Origin of the sequence: Allobosea sp. OK403 (genome assembly GCF_900113835.1) — a bacterium.
In the GTDB taxonomy this organism is placed as follows: domain Bacteria; phylum Pseudomonadota; class Alphaproteobacteria; order Rhizobiales; family Beijerinckiaceae; genus Allobosea.
This window is the reverse complement of the sequence record NZ_FOQV01000008.1, coordinates 241,464-260,102: the sequence shown is the minus strand read 5'-3', so window position 1 is coordinate 260,102 and position 18,639 is coordinate 241,464. Positions and strand designations below refer to the sequence as shown.

Annotated in this window: 19 protein-coding genes and 1 pseudogene; 5 read left to right on the top strand and 15 right to left on the bottom strand. The window is 64.1% G+C overall.

What is annotated here, in order from left to right:
* From BMZ97_RS23370 to BMZ97_RS23315, 11 genes and pseudogenes are all read right to left on the bottom strand, one after another.
* Positions 1 to 331, bottom strand: a pseudogene (locus BMZ97_RS23370) (glutathione ABC transporter permease GsiD); the annotation flags it as partial.
* 8 nt (positions 332 to 339) lie between these two features.
* Complete coding sequence (locus BMZ97_RS23365) at positions 340 to 1,314, bottom strand: ABC transporter permease (protein WP_244546560.1); 975 nt, start codon at positions 1,312 to 1,314, stop codon at positions 340 to 342.
* A gap of 195 nt (positions 1,315 to 1,509) precedes the next feature.
* Complete coding sequence (locus tag BMZ97_RS23360) at positions 1,510 to 3,027, bottom strand: ABC transporter substrate-binding protein (protein WP_092175341.1); 1,518 nt, start codon at positions 3,025 to 3,027, stop codon at positions 1,510 to 1,512.
* A 762-nt stretch (positions 3,028 to 3,789) separates the two neighbouring features.
* Complete coding sequence (locus BMZ97_RS23350; RefSeq protein ID WP_092175336.1) at positions 3,790 to 5,076, bottom strand: TRAP transporter large permease; 1,287 nt, start codon at positions 5,074 to 5,076, stop codon at positions 3,790 to 3,792.
* Positions 5,073 to 5,588 carry a TRAP transporter small permease gene (locus tag BMZ97_RS23345; protein ID WP_175525692.1) on the bottom strand — a complete coding sequence of 172 codons (516 nt, stop codon included), beginning with the start codon at positions 5,586 to 5,588 and terminating at the stop codon, positions 5,073 to 5,075. The genes BMZ97_RS23350 and BMZ97_RS23345 overlap by 4 nt, the downstream gene beginning before the upstream one ends.
* A gap of 165 nt (positions 5,589 to 5,753) precedes the next feature.
* Positions 5,754 to 6,749 carry a sialic acid TRAP transporter substrate-binding protein SiaP gene (locus tag BMZ97_RS23340; RefSeq protein ID WP_092175330.1) on the bottom strand — a complete coding sequence of 332 codons (996 nt, stop codon included), beginning with the start codon at positions 6,747 to 6,749 and terminating at the stop codon, positions 5,754 to 5,756.
* A gap of 84 nt (positions 6,750 to 6,833) precedes the next feature.
* Positions 6,834 to 7,514 (bottom strand): GntR family transcriptional regulator, encoded by a 681-nt coding sequence (locus BMZ97_RS23335; RefSeq protein ID WP_092175327.1) that lies wholly within the window; start codon positions 7,512 to 7,514, stop codon positions 6,834 to 6,836.
* Positions 7,515 to 7,540: 26 nt separating this feature from the next.
* A complete protein-coding gene (locus tag BMZ97_RS23330; RefSeq protein ID WP_092175325.1) occupies positions 7,541 to 8,437 on the bottom strand; it encodes a dihydrodipicolinate synthase family protein in 897 nt (298 codons plus the stop codon).
* A gap of 78 nt (positions 8,438 to 8,515) precedes the next feature.
* Positions 8,516 to 9,334 (bottom strand): carbohydrate ABC transporter permease, encoded by an 819-nt coding sequence (locus BMZ97_RS23325; RefSeq protein WP_092175322.1) that lies wholly within the window; start codon positions 9,332 to 9,334, stop codon positions 8,516 to 8,518.
* Positions 9,334 to 10,245 carry a carbohydrate ABC transporter permease gene (locus BMZ97_RS23320; protein ID WP_092175319.1) on the bottom strand — a complete coding sequence of 304 codons (912 nt, stop codon included), beginning with the start codon at positions 10,243 to 10,245 and terminating at the stop codon, positions 9,334 to 9,336. The genes BMZ97_RS23325 and BMZ97_RS23320 overlap by 1 nt, the downstream gene beginning before the upstream one ends.
* Positions 10,246 to 10,395: 150 nt before the next feature.
* Positions 10,396 to 11,748, bottom strand: a complete 1,353-nt coding sequence (locus BMZ97_RS23315) for an ABC transporter substrate-binding protein (protein ID WP_092175316.1) — start codon at positions 11,746 to 11,748, stop codon at positions 10,396 to 10,398.
* A 463-nt stretch (positions 11,749 to 12,211) separates the two neighbouring features.
* Between BMZ97_RS23315 and BMZ97_RS23310 the strand changes: the two genes are divergently transcribed.
* The 4 genes from BMZ97_RS23310 to BMZ97_RS23295 all read left to right on the top strand — a co-directional run bounded on the left by BMZ97_RS23310 (position 12,212) and on the right by BMZ97_RS23295 (position 15,220).
* On the top strand, positions 12,212 to 13,237 hold the full coding sequence (locus tag BMZ97_RS23310; RefSeq protein ID WP_092175314.1) for an aldo/keto reductase: 1,026 nt from the start codon (positions 12,212 to 12,214) through the stop codon (positions 13,235 to 13,237).
* A gap of 4 nt (positions 13,238 to 13,241) precedes the next feature.
* Positions 13,242 to 14,087 (top strand): amidohydrolase family protein, encoded by an 846-nt coding sequence (locus BMZ97_RS23305; protein ID WP_092175311.1) that lies wholly within the window; start codon positions 13,242 to 13,244, stop codon positions 14,085 to 14,087.
* A 27-nt stretch (positions 14,088 to 14,114) separates the two neighbouring features.
* The gene (locus tag BMZ97_RS23300; protein WP_092175308.1) at positions 14,115 to 14,570 is read left to right on the top strand and encodes an RbsD/FucU family protein; all 456 of its coding nucleotides are present in this window, start codon (positions 14,115 to 14,117) and stop codon (positions 14,568 to 14,570) included.
* A 152-nt stretch (positions 14,571 to 14,722) separates the two neighbouring features.
* Positions 14,723 to 15,220: a hypothetical protein gene (locus BMZ97_RS23295; RefSeq protein WP_092175434.1), complete on the top strand. Its 498-nt coding sequence runs from the start codon at positions 14,723 to 14,725 to the stop codon at positions 15,218 to 15,220.
* Positions 15,221 to 15,352: 132 nt separating this feature from the next.
* Here BMZ97_RS23295 and BMZ97_RS23290 read toward each other — a convergent pair whose 3' ends face one another.
* The 3 genes from BMZ97_RS23290 to BMZ97_RS30850 all read right to left on the bottom strand — a co-directional run bounded on the left by BMZ97_RS23290 (position 15,353) and on the right by BMZ97_RS30850 (position 16,605).
* Positions 15,353 to 15,613, bottom strand: coding sequence for a hypothetical protein (locus BMZ97_RS23290; protein WP_092175306.1), 261 nt, complete (start codon positions 15,611 to 15,613; stop codon positions 15,353 to 15,355).
* Between the two features lie 164 nt (positions 15,614 to 15,777).
* Complete coding sequence (locus BMZ97_RS23285; RefSeq protein ID WP_092175302.1) at positions 15,778 to 16,320, bottom strand: PAS domain-containing protein; 543 nt, start codon at positions 16,318 to 16,320, stop codon at positions 15,778 to 15,780.
* Between the two features lie 84 nt (positions 16,321 to 16,404).
* Positions 16,405 to 16,605, bottom strand: a complete 201-nt coding sequence (locus tag BMZ97_RS30850) for a hypothetical protein (RefSeq protein WP_139221296.1) — start codon at positions 16,603 to 16,605, stop codon at positions 16,405 to 16,407.
* A gap of 443 nt (positions 16,606 to 17,048) precedes the next feature.
* Here BMZ97_RS30850 and BMZ97_RS23280 point away from each other — a divergent pair, with 443 nt between their 5' ends.
* A complete protein-coding gene (locus BMZ97_RS23280; RefSeq protein WP_092175299.1) occupies positions 17,049 to 17,288 on the top strand; it encodes a hypothetical protein in 240 nt (79 codons plus the stop codon).
* 228 nt (positions 17,289 to 17,516) lie between these two features.
* Here the strand turns inward: BMZ97_RS23280 and BMZ97_RS23275 are convergent, their stop codons facing one another.
* A complete protein-coding gene (locus BMZ97_RS23275) occupies positions 17,517 to 18,536 on the bottom strand; it encodes an NYN domain-containing protein (RefSeq protein ID WP_092175297.1) in 1,020 nt (339 codons plus the stop codon).
* Between the last annotated feature and the right edge of the window lie 103 nt (positions 18,537 to 18,639).

The following is an 18,639-nucleotide window of genomic DNA, read 5'->3' as shown; positions in this document are numbered from 1 at the left end:
AGCGCATGACGATGCGCTCGGTCCAGCCGCGATAATAGGCGGCGACGAGGCCAAGCGTCCCGCCGATCAGAAGCGCGACGATCACCGCCGCAGCCGAGATGCCCAGCGAAGCGCGCAGGCCATGGATCAGCCGCGACAGCAGATCGCGGCCGAACTGGTCGGCACCCAGCCAATGCGCCGCGCTCGGACCCTTCAACCGGGCCAGGATGTCCTGCGCCAGCGGATCGTAAGGTGAGATCCAGGGCGCCAGCACGGCGACGAGGACGAGCATGATCACGGCGCTCGCCGCGACGACCAGCAGCTTTGATGTCTTCCCCGTCTTCTTGGCCATGGCAGCGCTCACAGCCGCACGCGCGGATCGATCAGCACATAAAGCAGATCGACCACGAAATTGACGAGCACGAAGGCGAAGGTGATGACGAGGATGGTCGCCTGCACCAGCGGATAATTGCGCTCGGCGATGGCCCCCAGGATCAATCGTCCCAGCCCCGGAATGGCAAAAACCTGCTCCACTACGATGGCGCCGCCGAGCAGATAGCCGGTCATGATGCCGGCGCTCGTCACGAAGGGGATCAGCGCGTTGCGCAGCGCGTGCCGGTACAGGATGCGCCTCTCCGGCAGGCCCTTGGCGCGGGCGGTGCGGACATAGTCCTGCTGCAGCGCGTCGAGCATGGCCGAGCGCACCAGGCGGGACAGATTGGCCAGGATCGGCAGGGCCAGCGCCACTGCCGGCAGCAGCAGTTTGGCGACATTGCCGAGCGGGTCCTCGCTGAACGGGACATAGCCGAGCAGCTGCCAGTCCGGCGCCAGCGTCGTCAGCGCCAGGATCATCATGATGCCGAGCCAGAAGGAGGGGATGGTGAGCCCTGCCACCGAGCCGACCCGCAAGGCGGTGTCCCAGGCCTTGCCGCGCAACCGCGCCATCAGCACGCCCAGCGGCAGCGACAGGCCCGCTCCCACCAACAGCGCCAGCACGGTGAGCTGGATCGTCGGCCACATATGGCCCGCGATCTCCTGCGAGACCGGCCGCCGGGTCCACAGCGACACGCCGAGATCGCCGCTCAGCACGCCGCCGAGCCAATTGAAATACTGCAGCACCACCGGCTGATCGAGCCCGATCCGGCTGCGCAGCGCAGCCACCCGGTCGGGCGTCACCTCGGTGTTGGCGCCCAGCATGATCGCAACCGCATCACCCGGGATCAGCCGGATCATCAGGAACGTCAGCACAGACACGCCAAACAAAACGACGGCAAGATCAAGCGCACGGGAGCGCAGGAAATTCATTGGCGAAACCAGCAGGCGCTCAGCGAACAATCACTCGTCATTCCGGACAAGCCGCGCAAGCGGTGCTGATCCGGAATCCATCGAAGGGCAGCGAACTCTATAAGGGATTCCGGATCTCTGCGGAGCCGGTCCTTGGGCCGGCCAAAGGCCGGACCCGAGGGCTGCGCCCGGAAGGACGGCGCGGTTTCTGGATGCAATCCCAAAATCGCGACGATCAACCCTGCCTCACCGCGCCTGCGTCGTCGTGGAAAGCGCGAACAGCGAGCGGTTCGCGACGATGTCGAACCCGCTCACATTCGTGCGCATGGCGGTGAAGAGCTGGCCATAGGTCATGAAAGCGGCCGGGCCATCGCAGGTCAGGAGCGACTGCACCCTGTTATAGGACGCCTTCCGCTTCGCCTTATCGGTCTCGATGCGGGCCGCATCGAGCAGGCCGTCGATCTCGGGGTTCGAGTATTTGAACACATTGGTCGAGCCGGCGGTGCGGAAGGTCCGGTAGAAATAGTCGTCGGGATCGATCGAGCCCGCATTGGTCGAGACGAAGGCGTCGAAATTCGAGTTGCGCCAATCCTGCACGAACTGGCCGAGCTCGGGGATCTTCAGCTCAGCCTTGAAGCCGGCCTTGTTGAGCTGCGCCTGCACGACCTGGGCGATGTCGCGAATATCCTGGCGCGGCAGCACGAGCAGCGTCACCGCAACCGGCGTCGTGATGCCGGCGGCCTTGAGCAACTCCTGCGCCTTGGCGGCGGACGGCGTGAAGCAGGGAAACTCCTTCACGTCGAGCGCCCATTCTTTCAGCGCCGGCGAGAGCGGCCCGCCGGGAACGCCGGCACCGAAGAGCGCGGCCTGGACGATCTCCTGCCGGTTCAGCGCGTAGTTCAGCGCCTCGCGCACCTTCGGATTGTCGAAGGGCGGCTTGGAGGTGTTCATGCCGACGAGCGTGTAGGCAAGCTCCAGCGTGTCGGCGATCTTGACGTTCGGCCGGCCCTTGAGCTGCAGGGCCGTGGCGGCGTCGATATTCGGCAGCAGCGCATATTGGCCGCTCGACAGCCCGACCTGGCGCGTCGCCGATTCCGGGATGATGTTGAACTTCACCCCGTCGAGCTTGGGCTGGCCCTTGTTCCAGTAGCCGGCATGCTTCTCCAGCTCGATGAAGCCGTTGGGCTGCCATTCCTTGAACTTGAACGGGCCTGTACCGACGGGCTGGCGCTGCAACCCGTCCTTGTTGGTCTCGAAAGCGCGCGGCACGATCGCGATCGAGGCCAGCGCGGTCAGGAAGGGCGCCGACGGCTCCTTCAGCGCGACCGCGACGGTCGAGGCATCGACGGCGCTCGCCTTCTCCATCGCCGCGAGACGGCTCGCCAATGGCGAGGCGATGTCCTTGGAAAGCACGCGGTTGAGGCTCGCGACGACATCGGCCGCCTCCAGCGGCTTGCCGTCATGGAAGGTCGCGCCCGAGACCAGCTTGAAGACATAGCTCTTGCCGTCGCTGGAGAGCGTCCAGGACTGTGCCAGCGCCGGCACCACGCGCAGATCCTTGTCGATCCCGGTCAGGCCCTCATAGATCGTGCCGTTCACCACCTGGAACGAGCTGAACGCCGTGATGATATGCGGATCGAGGCCGGCGGGTGAGGCATCGACCGCAGCTTGCAGAACTTGGGCCCGGGATGATGCCGGCAGAAGCGCCGCCGCAGCGAGCCCCATGGTCAGCGCCAGCGCCGTGGTGGTCAGAAAACGCGCCATGCCTCAACTCCCCTGCCGAATTGATCGAGCGGCCTGTGGCCTTGCCCGGAGTGGTCTCATTAAAGGCTAGCCCTCTAGAATACCAATTGCAAGACGAGCTCTTGCTGCGACGCCGCTTCCGCGGGCGTGAAATCGCAATCGCAGCCGCCTGTGCGCGAGGTTTTTGGCATGCAGGACAGCTGACGCGGCTCCGGGGTCAATCGGAGGCGATCAGTGCGCGCCGATTTTCGAGATGGTCGGACCAAGCCCACTGCTGTCCGGTTGGGGTTTTGGCCCCTGAGCGGATCGTGCACGGCTCTCCCCTCGCGGGCGAGATGAAGCGAAGAGCCGGATGAAGGGCGCGGGGAACCCTTCTCCCGTGTGGGAGAAGGGCAGGGATGAGGGCCTGCCGCTGATTATTGAGGCGCGACCGCGCCGCAGCGCCGGCTTCATCTTGAAAGCGCAGGAGACGATGCGGAGCCGCCTGCGCAATCTGGTTGTCTGGCCTGCCCTCACCCCTGCCCCTCTCCCATCCGGGAGAGGGGTTCCCCGCGCCTGTCTCATTCGTCACCGCCTGCTGGAAAGCCTTCAATGAACGGAGCTTTTTCGATCGGGCGCTCGCAGCGAACCGGACAGCCGTGGGTCAAGCCCGACCATGACGCATTTCGGATTCGGGGACGACCGTCGGTCGCCCAGGATGACGGCGCGGTTCAGAGCGTGAGCAGCGTGCTGCTCCGGCGGCCAAACCGCCTTACTTGCTCGCCGCCTTACTTGCCCGCTGCCTTACTTGCCCATCACCAGATTGGGCAGCCAGGTCGTCAGCGGCGGCCAGAGCGTGATCGCCACGAGCACGACCAGCAGCGGCACGATCCAGGGCAGGATCGCCTTCGACATGGTCTCGAAGGAGACATTGGCGATCCGCGTCACCACGAAGAGCACCACCCCGATCGGCGGATGGATCGTGCCCAGGATCAGGTTCAGGATCATGATGATGCCGAACTGGACCGGGTCGATGCCGAAGCTATGCGCGGCCGGCACCAGGATCGGGATCAGAATCAGCATCGCCGCCAGTGCTTCCATGAAGCAGCCGACCAGAAGCAGGATCAGATTGCAGACCAGGAGGAAGACCAGCGGATTCTTGATCGTCTCGACGATCAGCGGCGTCAGCGTCTGCGGCACCCGCGAGATCGACATGCACCAGCCGAGAGCGCCCGCCGCCATGACCAGGACCATGACGAGGCCGGTGGTCTCGACGGTCTCGACCAGGATCGGCCCGAGCTGCTTCACCTCCAGGGTGCGATAGACGAAGAAGCCGAGGAACAGCGCGTAAAGGCAGGCGACCGCGGCGGCTTCCGTCGGCGTGAAGATGCCGGAGAACATGCCGCCCAGGATCAAGGGCGGCGTCATCAGCGCGAAGAAGCCGCTGACGAAAGTCCGCCCGATCTCGCGAAAACCCTTGAACGGCTCCTTGCGGAAACCCTGGCGCTTCGAGATCAGCATGACCATCGCCATCAGCGACAGCCCCATCAGGATGCCGGGAATGACGCCGCCGATGAAGAGCCGGCCGATCGAGACATCGGCCGTGACGCCGTAGATCACCATCGGCAGGCTGGGCGGGATGATCGGGCCGATCGTCGCCGCGGCGGCCGTGATCGCGGCCGCCGTCTCGGGCCGGTAGCCGGCCTTCTTCATCGCCCTGATCTCGATTGCGCCTGAGCCTGCCGCATCGGCGACAGCCGAGCCGACCATGCCGGCGAAGATCATGCTGGTCAGGATCGAGGCATGGGCATAGCCGCCGCGCAGCCAGCCGATCACCGAGGTCGCGAACGCCACGATCCGGTCGGTGATGCGGGCTGCGCCCAGGATGTTGCCCATCAGGATGAAGAGCGGGGCGGCGACGATCGGAAAGGCGTTCATGGCTTGCGCCATCTTCTGCGGCACGATCGAGGCCGAGAGATCGGCCAGCGCCACGAAGGCGAAGGCGGCGAGCCCCATCGAGGCGAAGAGCGGAAAGCCGGCGAGGATCGAGAGCAGCCAGACGCCCGAGATCTGGAAGATCAGCGCGCTCACAGAACCTCTCCCGTGATCGGCGGCTCAGCCGGCTCATAGGGCGAGACCGTCCAATTCCTGAGATTGGCGATCAGTTCGAACAGGCCCTGCACAGCCGTGACGAAGCCGGCGAAGACCATCGGGGCGTAAAGCAGCCCCATCGAGATCGGCACCGTCGTCGCCTCGAGATCCCGGTTCACGGCGACGAGATGGATGCTGTACCAGCCGACCAGCAGGCCGAAGACGATCATGGCGATCTGCATCACCGTCTCAGTGGCCCGCCAGCCCTGCCGCGGCAGCAGATCATGGAAGAAGCGGATGCGGATATGGACTTGCCGCCGGCTGGCGATGACCCAGCCGCAGACGGCGACCCAGAGCATCAGGAAGCGCGAGACCTCGTCGGTCCAGATCAGCGGATCGCCCAGCGCCCGCGTGACGATGCCCAGCGTCACGCAGACGAGCAGCGTCACGATCAGGATACCGGCGAGGATCTCCATGGCCCGGTCGAACACCGTGCGCGCGAAGGCGATCATGCGTTTTTGACTCCTAGGGAAGAGCAGCTCGCATTCTGGGGAGGCGGTCATCCCGGGCGACCGCAGGGAGACCCGGGATCCATTCCGGAACGCTTCAGGAATGGATCCCGGGTCTGCGCTTCGCTCCGCCCGGGATGACGGCGCCGTTTCAGAACAAACTCGGAGCTACAGTGCCTCGATGCGCTGCCACAGGCCTTTGCCCCATTTGCTTTCGAACTTGGCCGGCAGCGACGCCAGCACCGGCTTGCGGAAGCTCTCCAGATCGGGCTTGACCACGATCATGCCGCTCTTGCCGAGGCTCTCAGCAAGCCCGTTCTCCTGCGTGATGATCTCGTTGTCCTGCCAGGTCGCGGCCGTGTCGATCGCGGCCCGGACGAGGGTACGGTCGGCCTCGGAGAGTTTCGACCAGGCGGCATCGTTCACGATGACGAGGCGCGGCGTGATGATATGCGCGGTCAGGACGAGGTATTTCTGGACCTCGGCGAGCTTGGCCGACTGGATCGTCGGCAGCGGATTCTCCTGGCCGTCGACCGCGCCCTGCGACAAAGCGAGATAGAGCTCGCTGAAATTCAGCGGCGTCGGCCGCGCGCCCCAGGCTTCGGCCATGGCGCGGAAGGTGTCGACCTCCGGCACCCGCAGCTTGAAGCCCTTCATGTCCTCGACCGAGTTGATCGGACGCTTGCCGCTGGTCAGGTGCCTGACCCCGTAATAGTTCACGCCGATGACGCGCATGCCGCGCTTGTCGACCAGGGCCTTGTTGAGCTCGTCGATCAGCGGAGATTTCAGCGCCCGCGCCATATGCGCCGCATCGCGCCAAAGATAGGGCGCCTCAATGATCGAGAGCTGCGGCACGAACTGCCCGAGCTGCGCCGCCCCTTCCGTCACCATGGTCAAGGCGCCGCTGGCGACGGATTCGACCATGTCGCGCGACGAGCCGAGCTGGCCGGCCGGGAAGGTCTGGATGTCGATGCGCCCACCGGTCTTGTCCTTGACCTCGGCGGCGGCCTTCACCGCGCTTTGCGGCGAGGGATGCGTCATCGGCTGGCCGTCGGCCCAGCGCAGCACGATCGCTTGCGCCCGCAGGACGGCCGGCATGGCGATGCTCGCTCCGGCAAGCGCCGCGGAGCCGACGAGCAGTTCGCGTTTGGTCAGCCTGGTCATGATCTTTGCTCCTCCCAAGAATGTCCGGTTGTCCGGATCGCTATTGGAGTGAAACCGCCCCTCGTGAGCCGGCTTCATATTGCGTCAGTAGTTCATCGCCCGCATCCGGGCATTGCCGATATGCAGGCTCATCTCCTCGGAGGCGCGCACCGGGTCGCGTGCCTCGATCGCCGTGATGATCTTGAGGTGGTCCCGCATCACCGGCACCAGGATGTGGTTCTGGATCCGCGTCTCATATTGCCGGATCAGCCTGATCTTCAGCCAGGTGACGCGGAAGGCTTTCGAGACGATGTCGTTGTCGAGATGATCGATGATCGCCTCATGCATCAATCGGTCGACATCCTCGGCGTCCTCGATCAGCCGCTCGTCGCCGCCGGCCTCGGCGCGCGCGATGATCGCCTCGTGCCGCTCGCGCTGCTCGGCGATTTCCGCATCGGTCGCGTTCGCCGCATAGAGCGCGGTCGCCTCCTTTTCCAGGAAGAGCCGGAACTGGAAGGCGTTGCGGATCAGGTTGAGGTCGACATGGGCGACCTGCATGCCCCGCTGTGGCACCGTCTTGATCAATCCCTCGGCTTCGAGCCGAGGGATCAGTTCGCGGATCGCCCCCAGAGGCAGGCCGGTCAGCGCCACGAGCTCGCGCTGGGTCACGAATTGCCCGGGCTTGATCTCGCGCGCCAACAACCGTTCGGTGAAGCTGGCATAAGCCCGCTCCCGCAGTTTCAGCGGCTCGGCCTCGCGTTCGGGCTCCGTCTCCGGCTGGTTCAACCTGTCCTCCCTGGGGCCGCCTCGTCTCAGGCCGCCTTGGCGCGCGTGATCGTGTCGAAGGCGGCGAAGAGCCGCTTGCGCTGGCTGTCGTCAAGCGCTTCCAGCGGCGCGCGCATCGCGCCGTAGCCGGCATCGCCATGCACATGCCCGACCAGGGCCTTCACCGCCGCCAGCACCGGATAGCTGCAGATCTCGTCGACCAGCGCGTTCACCACCGGGCTGTCGGTTCCCTCATAGACCAGCGGCCGCAGCAGATGCGGCACGAGATTGGCGACGCCACAGATCGAGCCCTGCGCACCCGCACGCACTGCCCGGGAGAGCTGCCGCTCGTCGCCGACCAGGATGGCGAGTTCGCCATGCGCCTTCAGGAACGCTTCCGTGCTGGCATAATCGCCCGACGAATCCTTGATGCCGGCAACGACGCCCGGGAACGCCGTCTTCAACTTCTGCACCAGCCCGACGCTGATGCTGACCGCCGTCACCGAGGGGATGTGATAGAGAATGGCGTTGCGCGCGGAGGCGCCGAGCTTGTCGAAGAACTGCGAGAACCAGGCATAGAGTCCTTCGTCGCTGACGCCCTTGAAGTAGAAGGGCGGCGCGACCAGGAGCCCCTTGGCTCCGGCGTCGAGCGCCAGCCGCGCCTGCTCGACAGCCTCATGCAGCGAAGCCGCCGCGATGCCCGCATAGATCTGCTTGTTCGGGTCCACGCCGGCCCCGATCAGCGCCCCCATCATCGCCGTCCGCGCCGGCAGGCCGAGCGCCGCGCCCTCGCCGGTGGTGCCGAACAGGGTGACGCTGTCGCAGCCCTCAGTGAGGACATGGCGGGCATGGCTGACGAGGCGCGGCAGGTCGACGGCGCCGCCCTCCCGCATCGGCGTGGTGATGGCGCAGGAGAGGCCGAAACGGTCGGGATTGAGAGCCATGGAGCTTGTCTTTCGAGGAAGATGACGGACTGACATGTTAGTTTGAGCGCAGAAAAGCCGCAAGGCCGGACAGGTGTTTTACCCGTCCTTGAGGCCTCCGGCCGACAGACCGGCGACGATCTGGCGCTGTGCCAGGACAGTGACGAGAAGAACCGGCAGAGTAACGAGGAGCGCGGCCGCGGCCAGCGGCCCCCACGAAATCTGCTCGAAAGTCAGGGAGTTGTAGACCGCCGAGGGCAGCGTGCGGCTGTTCTTGCCTCCGAGCACGACGGAGAAGATGAAGTTGTTCCAGGAGAAGATGAAGGCGAGGATGCCGCCGATCGTGACGCCGGGCAGCGCCAGCGGCAGCGCGACATGGCGGAAGGCTTGCCAGGTCGTGGCGCCGTCGATCCGCGCCGCGTCTTCGAGCTCCATCGGCACGTTCTCGAAATAGCCGATCATGATCCAGACGATGATCGGGATGGTGATGACAAGATGGGTGATCACCAGCGCGGTGATCGTGCCCACCAGCCCGGTGATCTGGAACAGCAGGAAGAGCGGGATCAGATAGGACAAGGCTGGCGTCATGCGCGCAATCAGGATCAGGATCGCGAACTTCGTCGCCTTGCCGCGCGCGATGCCGTAGCCCGCGGGCACGCCGACCAGCAGGCCGACCAGCACCGCCCCGCCCGTCACCAGGATCGAGTTCCAGAGATAGAGCCCGAAATTATTCTGCGCGAAGACGTCGACATAGTTCTTCAGCGTCGGCGGATCGGGAATGAACACCGGCGGGAAGGCCGTGTTGTCGAGTTCATTCTTCAGCGACAGCGAGATCATCCAGAGGAAGACCAGCACCGCCGGCGAGACCAGCACGAAGACCGAGGCATAGAAGCCGAGCTTGGTTGCAAGGCGCTTCATCACGCGTTCCACTTCGACTTCTGGCGCGCATAGAGCAGCAGCAGCGACAGCATGATGATCATCACGAAGAAGATCACCACCACGGCCGAGGCGTAGCCGATCTTGTAGAACTGGAAGGCCTGCAGATAGAGGAAGATGTTCAGCGTCTCCGACGCCGTGCCCGGCCCGCCCTGGGTGATCACGAAGATCGTGTCGAAGGCCTTCAGCGCGTCGATGGTGCGGATCACGATCGCGACCATGATGAAGGGCCAGACCAGAGGCAGCGTGATGTGGCGGAACATGTGCCAGTTATTGGCGCCGTCGATCAGCGCCGATTCATAGGGCTCCTTCGGCAGTCCGGCGAGGCCACCGAGCACGATCAGCATGACCAGCGGTGTCCAGTGCCAGACCTCGACCAGGATCAGCGTCGGGATCACGGTTCCCGGGTCATAAACCCAGTTCTGCGGGCCGATGCCGACGGTCGAGAGCAGGTAGTTCAGCACGCCGAGCTGCGGATGGAACATCATCGTCCAGACCAGCGCGACGGCGACCGGCGTCGCCATCATCGGCATCACGAAGACGGTGCGCAGCAAACCCCGGAGCGGAAACTCGCGGTGGAAGACCAGCGCCGCGGCCGTGCCGAACACAATGGGGAGCACAACTGCTAAAATCGTGAAATAGGCCGTGTGCCCCATCGATTCGATGAAGCGGGCATCGCGAAAGAGCTCGGCGAAATTCTGCAGACCGACGAATTCCGGCCCGCCGCCGATCTTCCAGTCCTGCGTCGACATATAGAGCGTGAACAGCCAGGGGAAGACGATCACCCCGGCGATGATGAGCACGGCCGGCAGTGAGAACAGCCAGTAGCGCGGCGTGAAATCGGCCGAATGCTGGAACGCCACGGAGGGGGGCCGCGGGACGGCTGCGGGCATGGATGTGGAGATCGTCATCGTCTGCGCCTTGTCTGGCACGCCCGGTCACGCTTGCCCTTGCGGCGAGCATCCACCTCTTGAACGCCGCATGGCGGCCGCGAAGATGTGGATGGCCGGGACGAGCCCGGCCATGACGCGAGCGCGGATGCTTTAAGCTTGTTCGCTCTTCTCGAGGATCGGCTTGAAGGTCTCGGTCGCCTTCTTCAATTCGGTAGCCGAATCCGCGCCCGAGAGGGTGTTGGTGAGAGCCACGCCGAAGACGTCGCGGAATTCCGTCACCGGAATGATCTGCGGCAGACCCGCCCGCGCGATCTTGCCGGACTCCGCCAGGCACTCGAAATACTGCTTCGGGAAGCGTGAACCCGCCGCAGCTTCAGGACTGCTCAGCGCCGAAAGCCGCCCCGGCGCGCCGGCGCCAGCCTTGATCATGGCGAGCTGGTGGCCCTTGTTGCACATGAACTGGACATAGAGCCAAGCGGCCTGCTTGTTCTTCGAGGCGCGCGCAATGCCGAGTCCGTCGCCGAACAAGGCCGAGTGATGCGCCTTCGGCCCGGCCGGCGTCACGCCATAGCCGACCTTGCCGACGATGCGTGACTTGGTCGGATCCTCGAGCGGGGTCGCGAAACCGATGCCGTCGAGCCACATCGCGGCCCGGCCCTGCATGAAGGTGGTCTGGCATTCATTCCAGTTGAAGCCGATCGTGCCCGGAGGGCCGTAATCCTTGTTCAGCTTGCGATACATGTCGGCTGCCCAGACTGCTTCGGGGCCGTCCGTCTGCAGCTTGCCGTCGGCCGAAACCGTCTCCAGCCCCTGACCGAGCAGCCAGGAGGTCCAGACCGGAATATTGGCGTTCTTCAGGCCGCGCGAAACGAAGCCCGCGATACCTTTCGACGGGTCGTTGAGCTTGCCCGCGGCAGCGACCAGCTCGTCCATGGTCTTGGGATATTCGAGCCCCTTCTGGGCGAACATCTCCTTGTTGTAATAGACCATCCAGAAATCCATGAAGTGCGGCAGCGTGTCGATCGAGCCATCCGCCTGCTTGCCGAACTCGACTGCACCGGCCGCGAAATCCGCATAGTCGAAATCGGGCGAGGTCAGCGAGGCATCGGCGAGATAGGGCCGCAGATCCTCCATCCACTTGCCCTTGGCCGAGAGCCGTTTCTGGACGTGGAGCGCCAGCATCGTCACGTCGAAGGCGGGCTTGCCCGAGGAGAATTCGATCATCGCCTTCTGGCGTTGCTGCTGCTCCGGCACCTGCTCGGAGGAGACCTGGATACCGGTGAGCTCCGTGAACTCCTTCTCATGCGCCTGCAGCAGATCCGAACGCGGATTCTTGACCAGCATCACGTCGAGCTTGGTGCCGGCGAAGCGCTTCCAGTTGAAGCTCGACTGGGCGTTGGCCTCGCGAATGATCGCGGGCGCCGCGAGCGTGCCCAGCGCGCCGAGCGCTGCGGCATTGCGCAACAAGGCGCGACGGGTCGGCTTGAGAATCTCAGATGACATCGGTGTCCTCCCTCCGGACATGGTACGACCCGTTGACGAGCCTGTTGGTTATGCGATCGCCGCGATCTTCCGACCTCGACTTTGATCGATCCGGCACGGACGCTAGCGCCGTTCGATCCGGGTTGCAAGCTAACATGTTGGCGTGCACATAGAGGTTGCCAGGGGTTATGGGGCGGATTTGATGAGGTCAAAACGGCGGAGATGGGAGGAGCATTGCGCAGGCGATACCATGGGTATCGGCAAGCGATGCGACGCTGCAGCTCCGGCGTTTTCACCTCACCCGCAGGGCGCGGCGCTTTTGCGCGACTGCGGCGTCGTTCGTCGTAGCAAACCGGAAGGTTTGCGTCCTCGAACTCATTGCGTCCTCGAACTCCTGGCATTCGCGTAAAATCGCCAGCGTCAAACTCTCCCCATAACCCCTGGCAACCTCTAGTGCCGGCAACAACCCTGGGAACGCCCTGACATGCCTGCCGCCACCGCCCTCGCAACGCGCCCGCTCGGCCGCTCCGGCCTCAGTGTCTCGACGCTCGGCTTCGGCGGCGCGCCGCTCGGCGATCTCTATGCCCGGCTCGACGAAGTCCAGGCCGTGGCGACCGTCGAGGCCGCAATCGCGGGCAGCGTGACGCTTCTGGACACCTCCCCGCTCTATGGCCACGGCCTGTCCGAGCACCGCATCGGCGCGGCGTTGCGCCGTGTCGACAGCACTGACGTCGTCCTCTCGACCAAGATCGGCCGCGTCGCCGAGCCCTTCGGCCCGCGCGGCGATGGCTCCGGCTATCTCGGCGGCCTGCCGCATGCGCTGCGCTTCGACTATTCCTATGACGGCGCGATGCGCTCGCTGGAGCAATCGGCGCTGCGGCTCGGCGTCGACCGGCTCGACATCGTCCTGATCCACGATGTCGATGTCTGGACGCATGGCGCGGACGCGATCGAGGCGCGCTTCTCCCAAGCCATGGACGGGGCCTATCGCGCGCTCGAACGCTTGCGCGCCTCCGGCGCGGTGAAAGCGATCGGCGTCGGCGTCAATGAGGCTGAGATGTGCGAGCGCTTCGCCCGCGCCGGCGATTTCGACACGATGCTGCTGGCGGGCCGCTATTCCCTGCTGGAGCAGCCGGGGCTCGCCTCGTTCATGCCATTGGCGCTGGAGAAGGGCATCGGCCTGATGCTGGGCGGCGTCTTCAATTCCGGCATCCTCGCGACCGGCCCGGTTACTGGGGCGAAATACAATTACAAGCCCGCCCCGCCCGAGATCCTCGCCCGCGTGGCGGCGATCGAAGCCGTCTGCCGCCGCCATGACGTACCGCTCAGGCGCGCCGCGCTGCATTTCCCGCTGGGCCATCCCGCGGTCGTGAGCCTCGTCATGGGCGCGGTCTCAGCCCGCGAGGTCGAGGACCAGATCGCCGAATTCGCCGCCCCTGTTCCCGCCGCGCTCTGGGCCGAGTTGAAGGCGCAAGGGCTGCTCGGCGCAGACGTTCCCGTGCCGGATTGAACCGATGCGGATCGACGCCCATCAGCATGTCTGGACATTGGCGCGCGGCGATTATGGCTGGCTGACGCCGGCGCTGGGGCCGATCCATCGCGATTTTGGCCCCGACGATCTCGCCCCGCTTCTGGCCGGCCACGATATCGACCGCACCATCCTGGTCCAGGCCGCGCCGACCGAGGCCGAGACCCTGTTCCTGCTCGATGTCGCGGCCCGCACGCCCTTTATCGCCGGCGTCGTCGGCTGGACCGATTTCGAGGCGCGGGATGCAAGCCTGCGCATCGCGCATCTCGCCTCGACCCCGCTGCTCGTCGGCCTGCGCCCGATGGTGCATGACATTCCCGACCCGGACTGGCTCGGCAAACCGGAGCTCGACCCGGCTTTTGATGCGCTGATCGCGGAAAATCTCGTCTTCGACGCCTTGCTCAAGCCCCCCCATATCGCGCCGATGCTGAGCCGGCTCGAACGCCATCCCGGGCTCGCCGCGGTGATCGACCACGCCGCCAAGCCCGACCTTGTCAGTGGCGACCTCGGCGATTGGCGCAAGGGCATCACCGGCTTGGCGCGGCATCGCGACCTCTTCTGCAAGCTATCGGGCCTGGTCACCGAGGCCAGCGAGGACTGGACGCCTGCGACCTTGCGCCCGGTCTTCGAACATCTGCTTGCAAGCTTCGGCCCGCAGCGCCTGATCTGGGGCAGCGACTGGCCCGTCCTGACCCTGCGCGCCAGCTATGGCCGCTGGATCGAGACCGTGGAGACGCTGCTCGCGCCGCTTTCAGAGACCGAGCGCGCCGCCATCATGGGCGGCAACGCCCGCAAGCTCTATCTCGCGCGCCGGGGACGCGTCCCGCTATGACGGTGCCGCCATGCTGAAAGATTTCCCATGCTGAAGGGCCTCGACCCCGTCCTCTCCGCCGATCTGCTCTGGCTGCTTGCCGCCATGGGCCATGGCGACGACCTCGCGCTGGTCGACGCCAATCACCCGGCCGAGACCATCGCGCGCGCCACCACCAGCGGCCGGCTCATTCGGCTGCCCGGGCTGACCATGGCCCGCGCCGCCCGCGCCATCCTCTCGGTGCTGCCGATCGACGATTTCGAGCCCGGCCCGGCGCGGCGCATGCTGGTGGTCGGCGATGCGCAGGCGGTGCCCGTGGTGCAGGCGCAGGTGCAGCATGAACTCGACCGCGCGACGGGGGCTCCGCTCCCGCTCGTCGGCATCGAGCGCTTCGCCTTCTACGAGGCGGCGAAGGCCGCCTTCGCCGTCGTCCAGGTCGGCGACCCCCGCCCCTATGGCTGCTTCCTGCTCCGCAAGGGCGTAATCGCCGGCGAACCCGGCTAAAGGACCGGTTTGGCCCGGCCACAAGCCCGGATTTCTGTCATGGACCGTTCATTTTAAAGGCGTTAGCCTCCATCCCTGCAGCACGACCGCCCGGAATGAGCCGTCCGGCCGAAGCTCCACCAACGGGCCATGCCCGTCAGGGAACGATGACCATGACAAAGACCAGCACCGCGCTCGCCGCCGGCGTCTTCGCACTCGTCGGCGGGTTCATCCTGCAAGCCTCGGCTCCAGCCCAGGCGCTGACGATGAAGGAATGCAGCACCAAATATAACGCCGCGAAGACCGGCAATACGCTGGGCGGCCAGTCCTGGAACGATTTCCGCAAGGCCCAGTGCTCCGACACGGCCGCGCCGGCTGCGGCGACCGCGCCGGCCCCGGCCGCTCCGGCGAAGCCCGTGGCCGCAGCCCCGGCAGCAGCACCTGCCAAGCCCGCAGCTACCGCACCGGCCGCCGCCGGCAACGCCGTCTTCCCCGCCAAGGTCGATCCGAAGTATTCGACCCTCTCGGCCGGCAAGCAGCGCTTCAAGACCTGCGACGACCAGTACAACGCCAACAAGGCCAGCGGCGGCGCCGGTAATGGCGGCCTGAAATGGATCGAGAAGGGCGGCGGCTATTACAGCCAGTGCAACACCAAGCTGAAGGGCGCCTGAGCGGCCCCCTTCTTTCGCTTCTCCCCGTCAAAGTCGGCTGTTGCCGACTTTGACACTTTGAGTTGCCCATCTCGGGCAAGCCCGAGATGGCTGGGAGAAGGAAGACCCCTACGGGGGAGAAGGAAAAACGCGCTAAGCCCCTTTCGCCACCGCCTGCTTCAGCCGCGCCACGGCCTCCGTCGCGCCGGCCTTGATCGCCAGTTCCTGCGTCTGAGCCTCGCGCTCGATCAGCTCGATCAGCACGGCCGCATTGATCTCGCTGCCGGCGGCGGTGAGCTTCAGCACCGCATTGGCGATGATGTTGGGCCAGAAGGCCGCCCCGCCTTTGGCGAGCCCCTTCGCCTTGCGGCCCTCGAACTCCTTGGCTAGCTGTTCGGGGGTCTTCTTGGCCATGACGGGCTCCGGTTTTTGTGTCGGCCTGTCCCACCATGATGGCAAGGCGCGCGCAAGGGTCGTCTTGCTGAAGCCTGAATCCGTCTCTTATCCAAAGCGAGCAGCATTAGTAAAACCGGCTGCCACTTTTTCTCAATCCTGCTCGCGCGCCGCCTTGGCTTGGCTCAGCGCTCGCGGCCCGGAGACAGCCGCCCCGGCTCATGCGGAGCCACGCGGCCAACCTCGAGCAGGGCCATGTCGATCATGAAGCGCAGATCGTTCTGCCCTGCGGCGGCCGCGATTTCGCGCGCCGCCATCAGATGGTCGGCAGCATCGTCCAGATCGTGGCGCGAGCCGAAGGTGATGTCGATCACCACCCCCATATACTCGATCGGCCGCCCGGCTTTCGAGACGACGCATTGGCCGCGATCCCAGAGCCAGCGCACCGAGCCGTCATGCGCCACGACGCGATATTCGGCCCAGAACTCGCCGGAAACGGCGACCGCCTTCGAGACCTCGATGTCGAAAGCCTCGCGATCCTCAGGATGGACGGCGTGGATGTAATCGTCGAGCGGCAGCCCTATCTTGGCGCGCTCGGGGTCGACCCGGAAAGCCCTGGCTATGGCGGGGCTTGCCCGCAGCGTGCCCTCCTCGATCTTCCACAGCCACGAGCCAAGCACGCGCCTGGGACCGATCAGAGCTGGATCGCGCTTTGCGGGTGCCGCCATATTGACCTCATCGCCGCGAGGCCGGACCGGCACTTTGCTGCACGGCAAAAGACTGTGCTGCTCCCGACCAAGCTTGCAACAATTCTAAGCTGGTTCTCCACATCCCGATCGCACGGTTTCCTCGACCAGCGCCCGGGCGAAGTCGGTGACGAGCTTGCGCTTGATCGGCGGCAGCGCCCGGAACAGCTTCACCAGCTCCATCGCCTCCGCGACCAGGGGGGCGTCGCCAGAGGCCGGCGGCTGAAGCATGTCACCGGGGCCGCCGGGGTCATCATCTCTGCTCATTTTGATCGCCGTGTTCCCAGCGCCCCGTCCCACCTGCAATTCTTGCCGTGATCATGGCAATTTTGGGCTTGAGGCGGTGGCTTTCGGTGAGCCGCGCGGCGCCTTCGACCCTTCTCCGCTCGGGAGAGGGAAGGGGCGCGGGGAACCCCTCTCCTGTAAGGAGAGGGGCAGGGGTGAGGTGTAGGCCCCTGGACCAGTCGAGCGCCAGCCTCACAGCGAGGCAGCGGTGAGATTGCAGCAAAAGCGTCAGACGGCCTACCCCTCACCCTGCCCTCTCCCTATGGGAGAGGGTTCCCCGCGCCTGTTGATTTCCGTCGCTCCCTCCCCCGAGCAATGCCCTCCCTGCAAGCCAGGGCACCAGGAAACGCCGTTGCGCACCGCAGCATAGCGGTGCAGGAGCGGCGCGGCCGCAGCGCGCGGCCCGCTCGTTCAGGACCGCCATCATGCCCCTCGCCTCCCGCGCGCTCGTCGCGGCGTTCGCCTGCCTCCTCATTGCTGCACCGGCCTTTGCTGCCATCACCGACCCGGAGATGGATTGCGCCACCTATCTCAAGAGCAGCGCGGCAAGCCCTCGCCAGCCGAAGGCCCACCAGGCCAATGTCGAGGCCAGGATCAGGGCCTTCTGCGCCGCCAACCCGAAGATGAAGGCGATCGACGCGGAGATGACGGTGACGGGGGATTGAGGGGCGCTCTGGCCCAAGGCCCCCGAGGCGGCCGGAACCTCGACGGAGAACCCTCTCCTGTAAGGAGAGGGCAGGGTGAGGTGTCGGCCGTTAGCCGCATGAGGCTCGTGTCAGCAGCGGTGAGGTTTGCACCTCACTGGTCCAGGGGCCGACACCTCTCCCCTGCCCCTCTCCTTGCACGAGAGGGGGTCCCCGCGCCCATATTCTCAATTTACTCGTTACTGCTAATCAATCTCTAAAGAGCTTAGGCCAAGACTTGCGTGTTTCGCGCCCACCCATCTGCATCCATCTCGCTCCGCTCTTATTTCCGCTGAAGTATGTTTCGCATTCGCCGCCGACCATAGCGTAAGGAAGATCGCCATATATGTGCCCAGCGCTCAATTTTGCACGAAACTCGGATATATTATCACGAGAAAATGAATATTTTGAATAATCGCCATCTTCATCTTCCGCGCGCCTCCAATATAAAGATCTATTTGTCATCAGGTAAGATAGATCTTTATCATCGATTTCGTTTTTATTCGTAATGTCAATGATTCTGATATTTTCTCTCGAGAAAGGAGCAGCTAACAGTAGTTCTTCCAGTTCAGCCGAACATGATGGAGCAGTCAACACAATGCACCCCTCATGAATTATCCTGCTTAAGTAGCTATAGTGGGGAGACAGGTCGATTTGGGTCCATGTAACAGATCTCATATCTCTGTCCGGGGCGTTAGTCGCAACATGCAAGACTCGTTGACCTTGATCTTTGAGATAATCCAACAAAGGCATAAAATCACGATCGCTTGAAACAAGAGCCAAATACTCATGCTCTCTCATAGCGGCATGCTTTATCATATCAATTGCGAGTGTCAGATCCACGCCGCTTTCACCGCTAATTTTTATAGATTCCCCACATGATGAGCAGCGACGCGATGTTCTCTTGGGTATTCTTTCAGAAAAATTGAAAAATAAACCTGGAACAGAACCATATTTGTCCAATGTATCATCAATGAATATCGATTCTTTCGAATTTGATCGCGAGAACGACCCAAATATATGACATCCGGCCAATTCGCCATTTGACTCGTCAAAATGACCTTGCCGCGTCTGATTCACAATCGCTTCGGAAAGTTTATCCCAAATAACATCAATCTCGAATAATTTACTCACTTTCCGAGCACTTATTACTACATTCCAAAAATCGACAAACAGCTTTATTCGCCTTTTTCCGGGCTGAATCACACGAATTGTCTCTGCTAAAGGCATGATAAAACCTCAAGAATCATCGACCTAAAGTACAAATTTGCGCACATTTTATGCTGCCTCGGTCCCAATGCAACGCGTCTCACTGCTTCAATAGATCCCCCCG

What these genes read in the sequence shown, in the direction of transcription:
- BMZ97_RS23360 (WP_092175341.1), bottom strand. Translation starts at nt 3,027, where the DNA reads ATGGCGCGTTTTCTGACCACCACGGCGCTGGCGCTGACCATGGGGCTC.
- BMZ97_RS23345 (WP_175525692.1), bottom strand. Translation starts at nt 5,588, where the DNA reads ATGATCGCCTTCGCGCGCACGGTGTTCGACCGGGCCATGGAGATCCTC.
- BMZ97_RS23340 (WP_092175330.1), bottom strand. Translation starts at nt 6,749, where the DNA reads ATGACCAGGCTGACCAAACGCGAACTGCTCGTCGGCTCCGCGGCGCTT.
- BMZ97_RS23330 (WP_092175325.1), bottom strand. Translation starts at nt 8,437, where the DNA reads ATGGCTCTCAATCCCGACCGTTTCGGCCTCTCCTGCGCCATCACCACG.
- BMZ97_RS23325 (WP_092175322.1), bottom strand. Translation starts at nt 9,334, where the DNA reads ATGAAGCGCCTTGCAACCAAGCTCGGCTTCTATGCCTCGGTCTTCGTG.
- BMZ97_RS23320 (WP_092175319.1), bottom strand. Translation starts at nt 10,245, where the DNA reads ATGCCCGCAGCCGTCCCGCGGCCCCCCTCCGTGGCGTTCCAGCATTCG.
- BMZ97_RS23315 (WP_092175316.1), bottom strand. Translation starts at nt 11,748, where the DNA reads ATGTCATCTGAGATTCTCAAGCCGACCCGTCGCGCCTTGTTGCGCAAT.
- BMZ97_RS23310 (WP_092175314.1), top strand. Translation starts at nt 12,212, where the DNA reads ATGCCTGCCGCCACCGCCCTCGCAACGCGCCCGCTCGGCCGCTCCGGC.
- BMZ97_RS23305 (WP_092175311.1), top strand. Translation starts at nt 13,242, where the DNA reads ATGCGGATCGACGCCCATCAGCATGTCTGGACATTGGCGCGCGGCGAT.
- BMZ97_RS23300 (WP_092175308.1), top strand. Translation starts at nt 14,115, where the DNA reads ATGCTGAAGGGCCTCGACCCCGTCCTCTCCGCCGATCTGCTCTGGCTG.
- BMZ97_RS23295 (WP_092175434.1), top strand. Translation starts at nt 14,723, where the DNA reads ATGACAAAGACCAGCACCGCGCTCGCCGCCGGCGTCTTCGCACTCGTC.
- BMZ97_RS23290 (WP_092175306.1), bottom strand. Translation starts at nt 15,613, where the DNA reads ATGGCCAAGAAGACCCCCGAACAGCTAGCCAAGGAGTTCGAGGGCCGC.
- BMZ97_RS23285 (WP_092175302.1), bottom strand. Translation starts at nt 16,320, where the DNA reads ATGGCGGCACCCGCAAAGCGCGATCCAGCTCTGATCGGTCCCAGGCGC.
- BMZ97_RS30850 (WP_139221296.1), bottom strand. Translation starts at nt 16,605, where the DNA reads ATGAGCAGAGATGATGACCCCGGCGGCCCCGGTGACATGCTTCAGCCG.
- BMZ97_RS23280 (WP_092175299.1), top strand. Translation starts at nt 17,049, where the DNA reads ATGCCCCTCGCCTCCCGCGCGCTCGTCGCGGCGTTCGCCTGCCTCCTC.
- BMZ97_RS23275 (WP_092175297.1), bottom strand. Translation starts at nt 18,536, where the DNA reads ATGCCTTTAGCAGAGACAATTCGTGTGATTCAGCCCGGAAAAAGGCGA.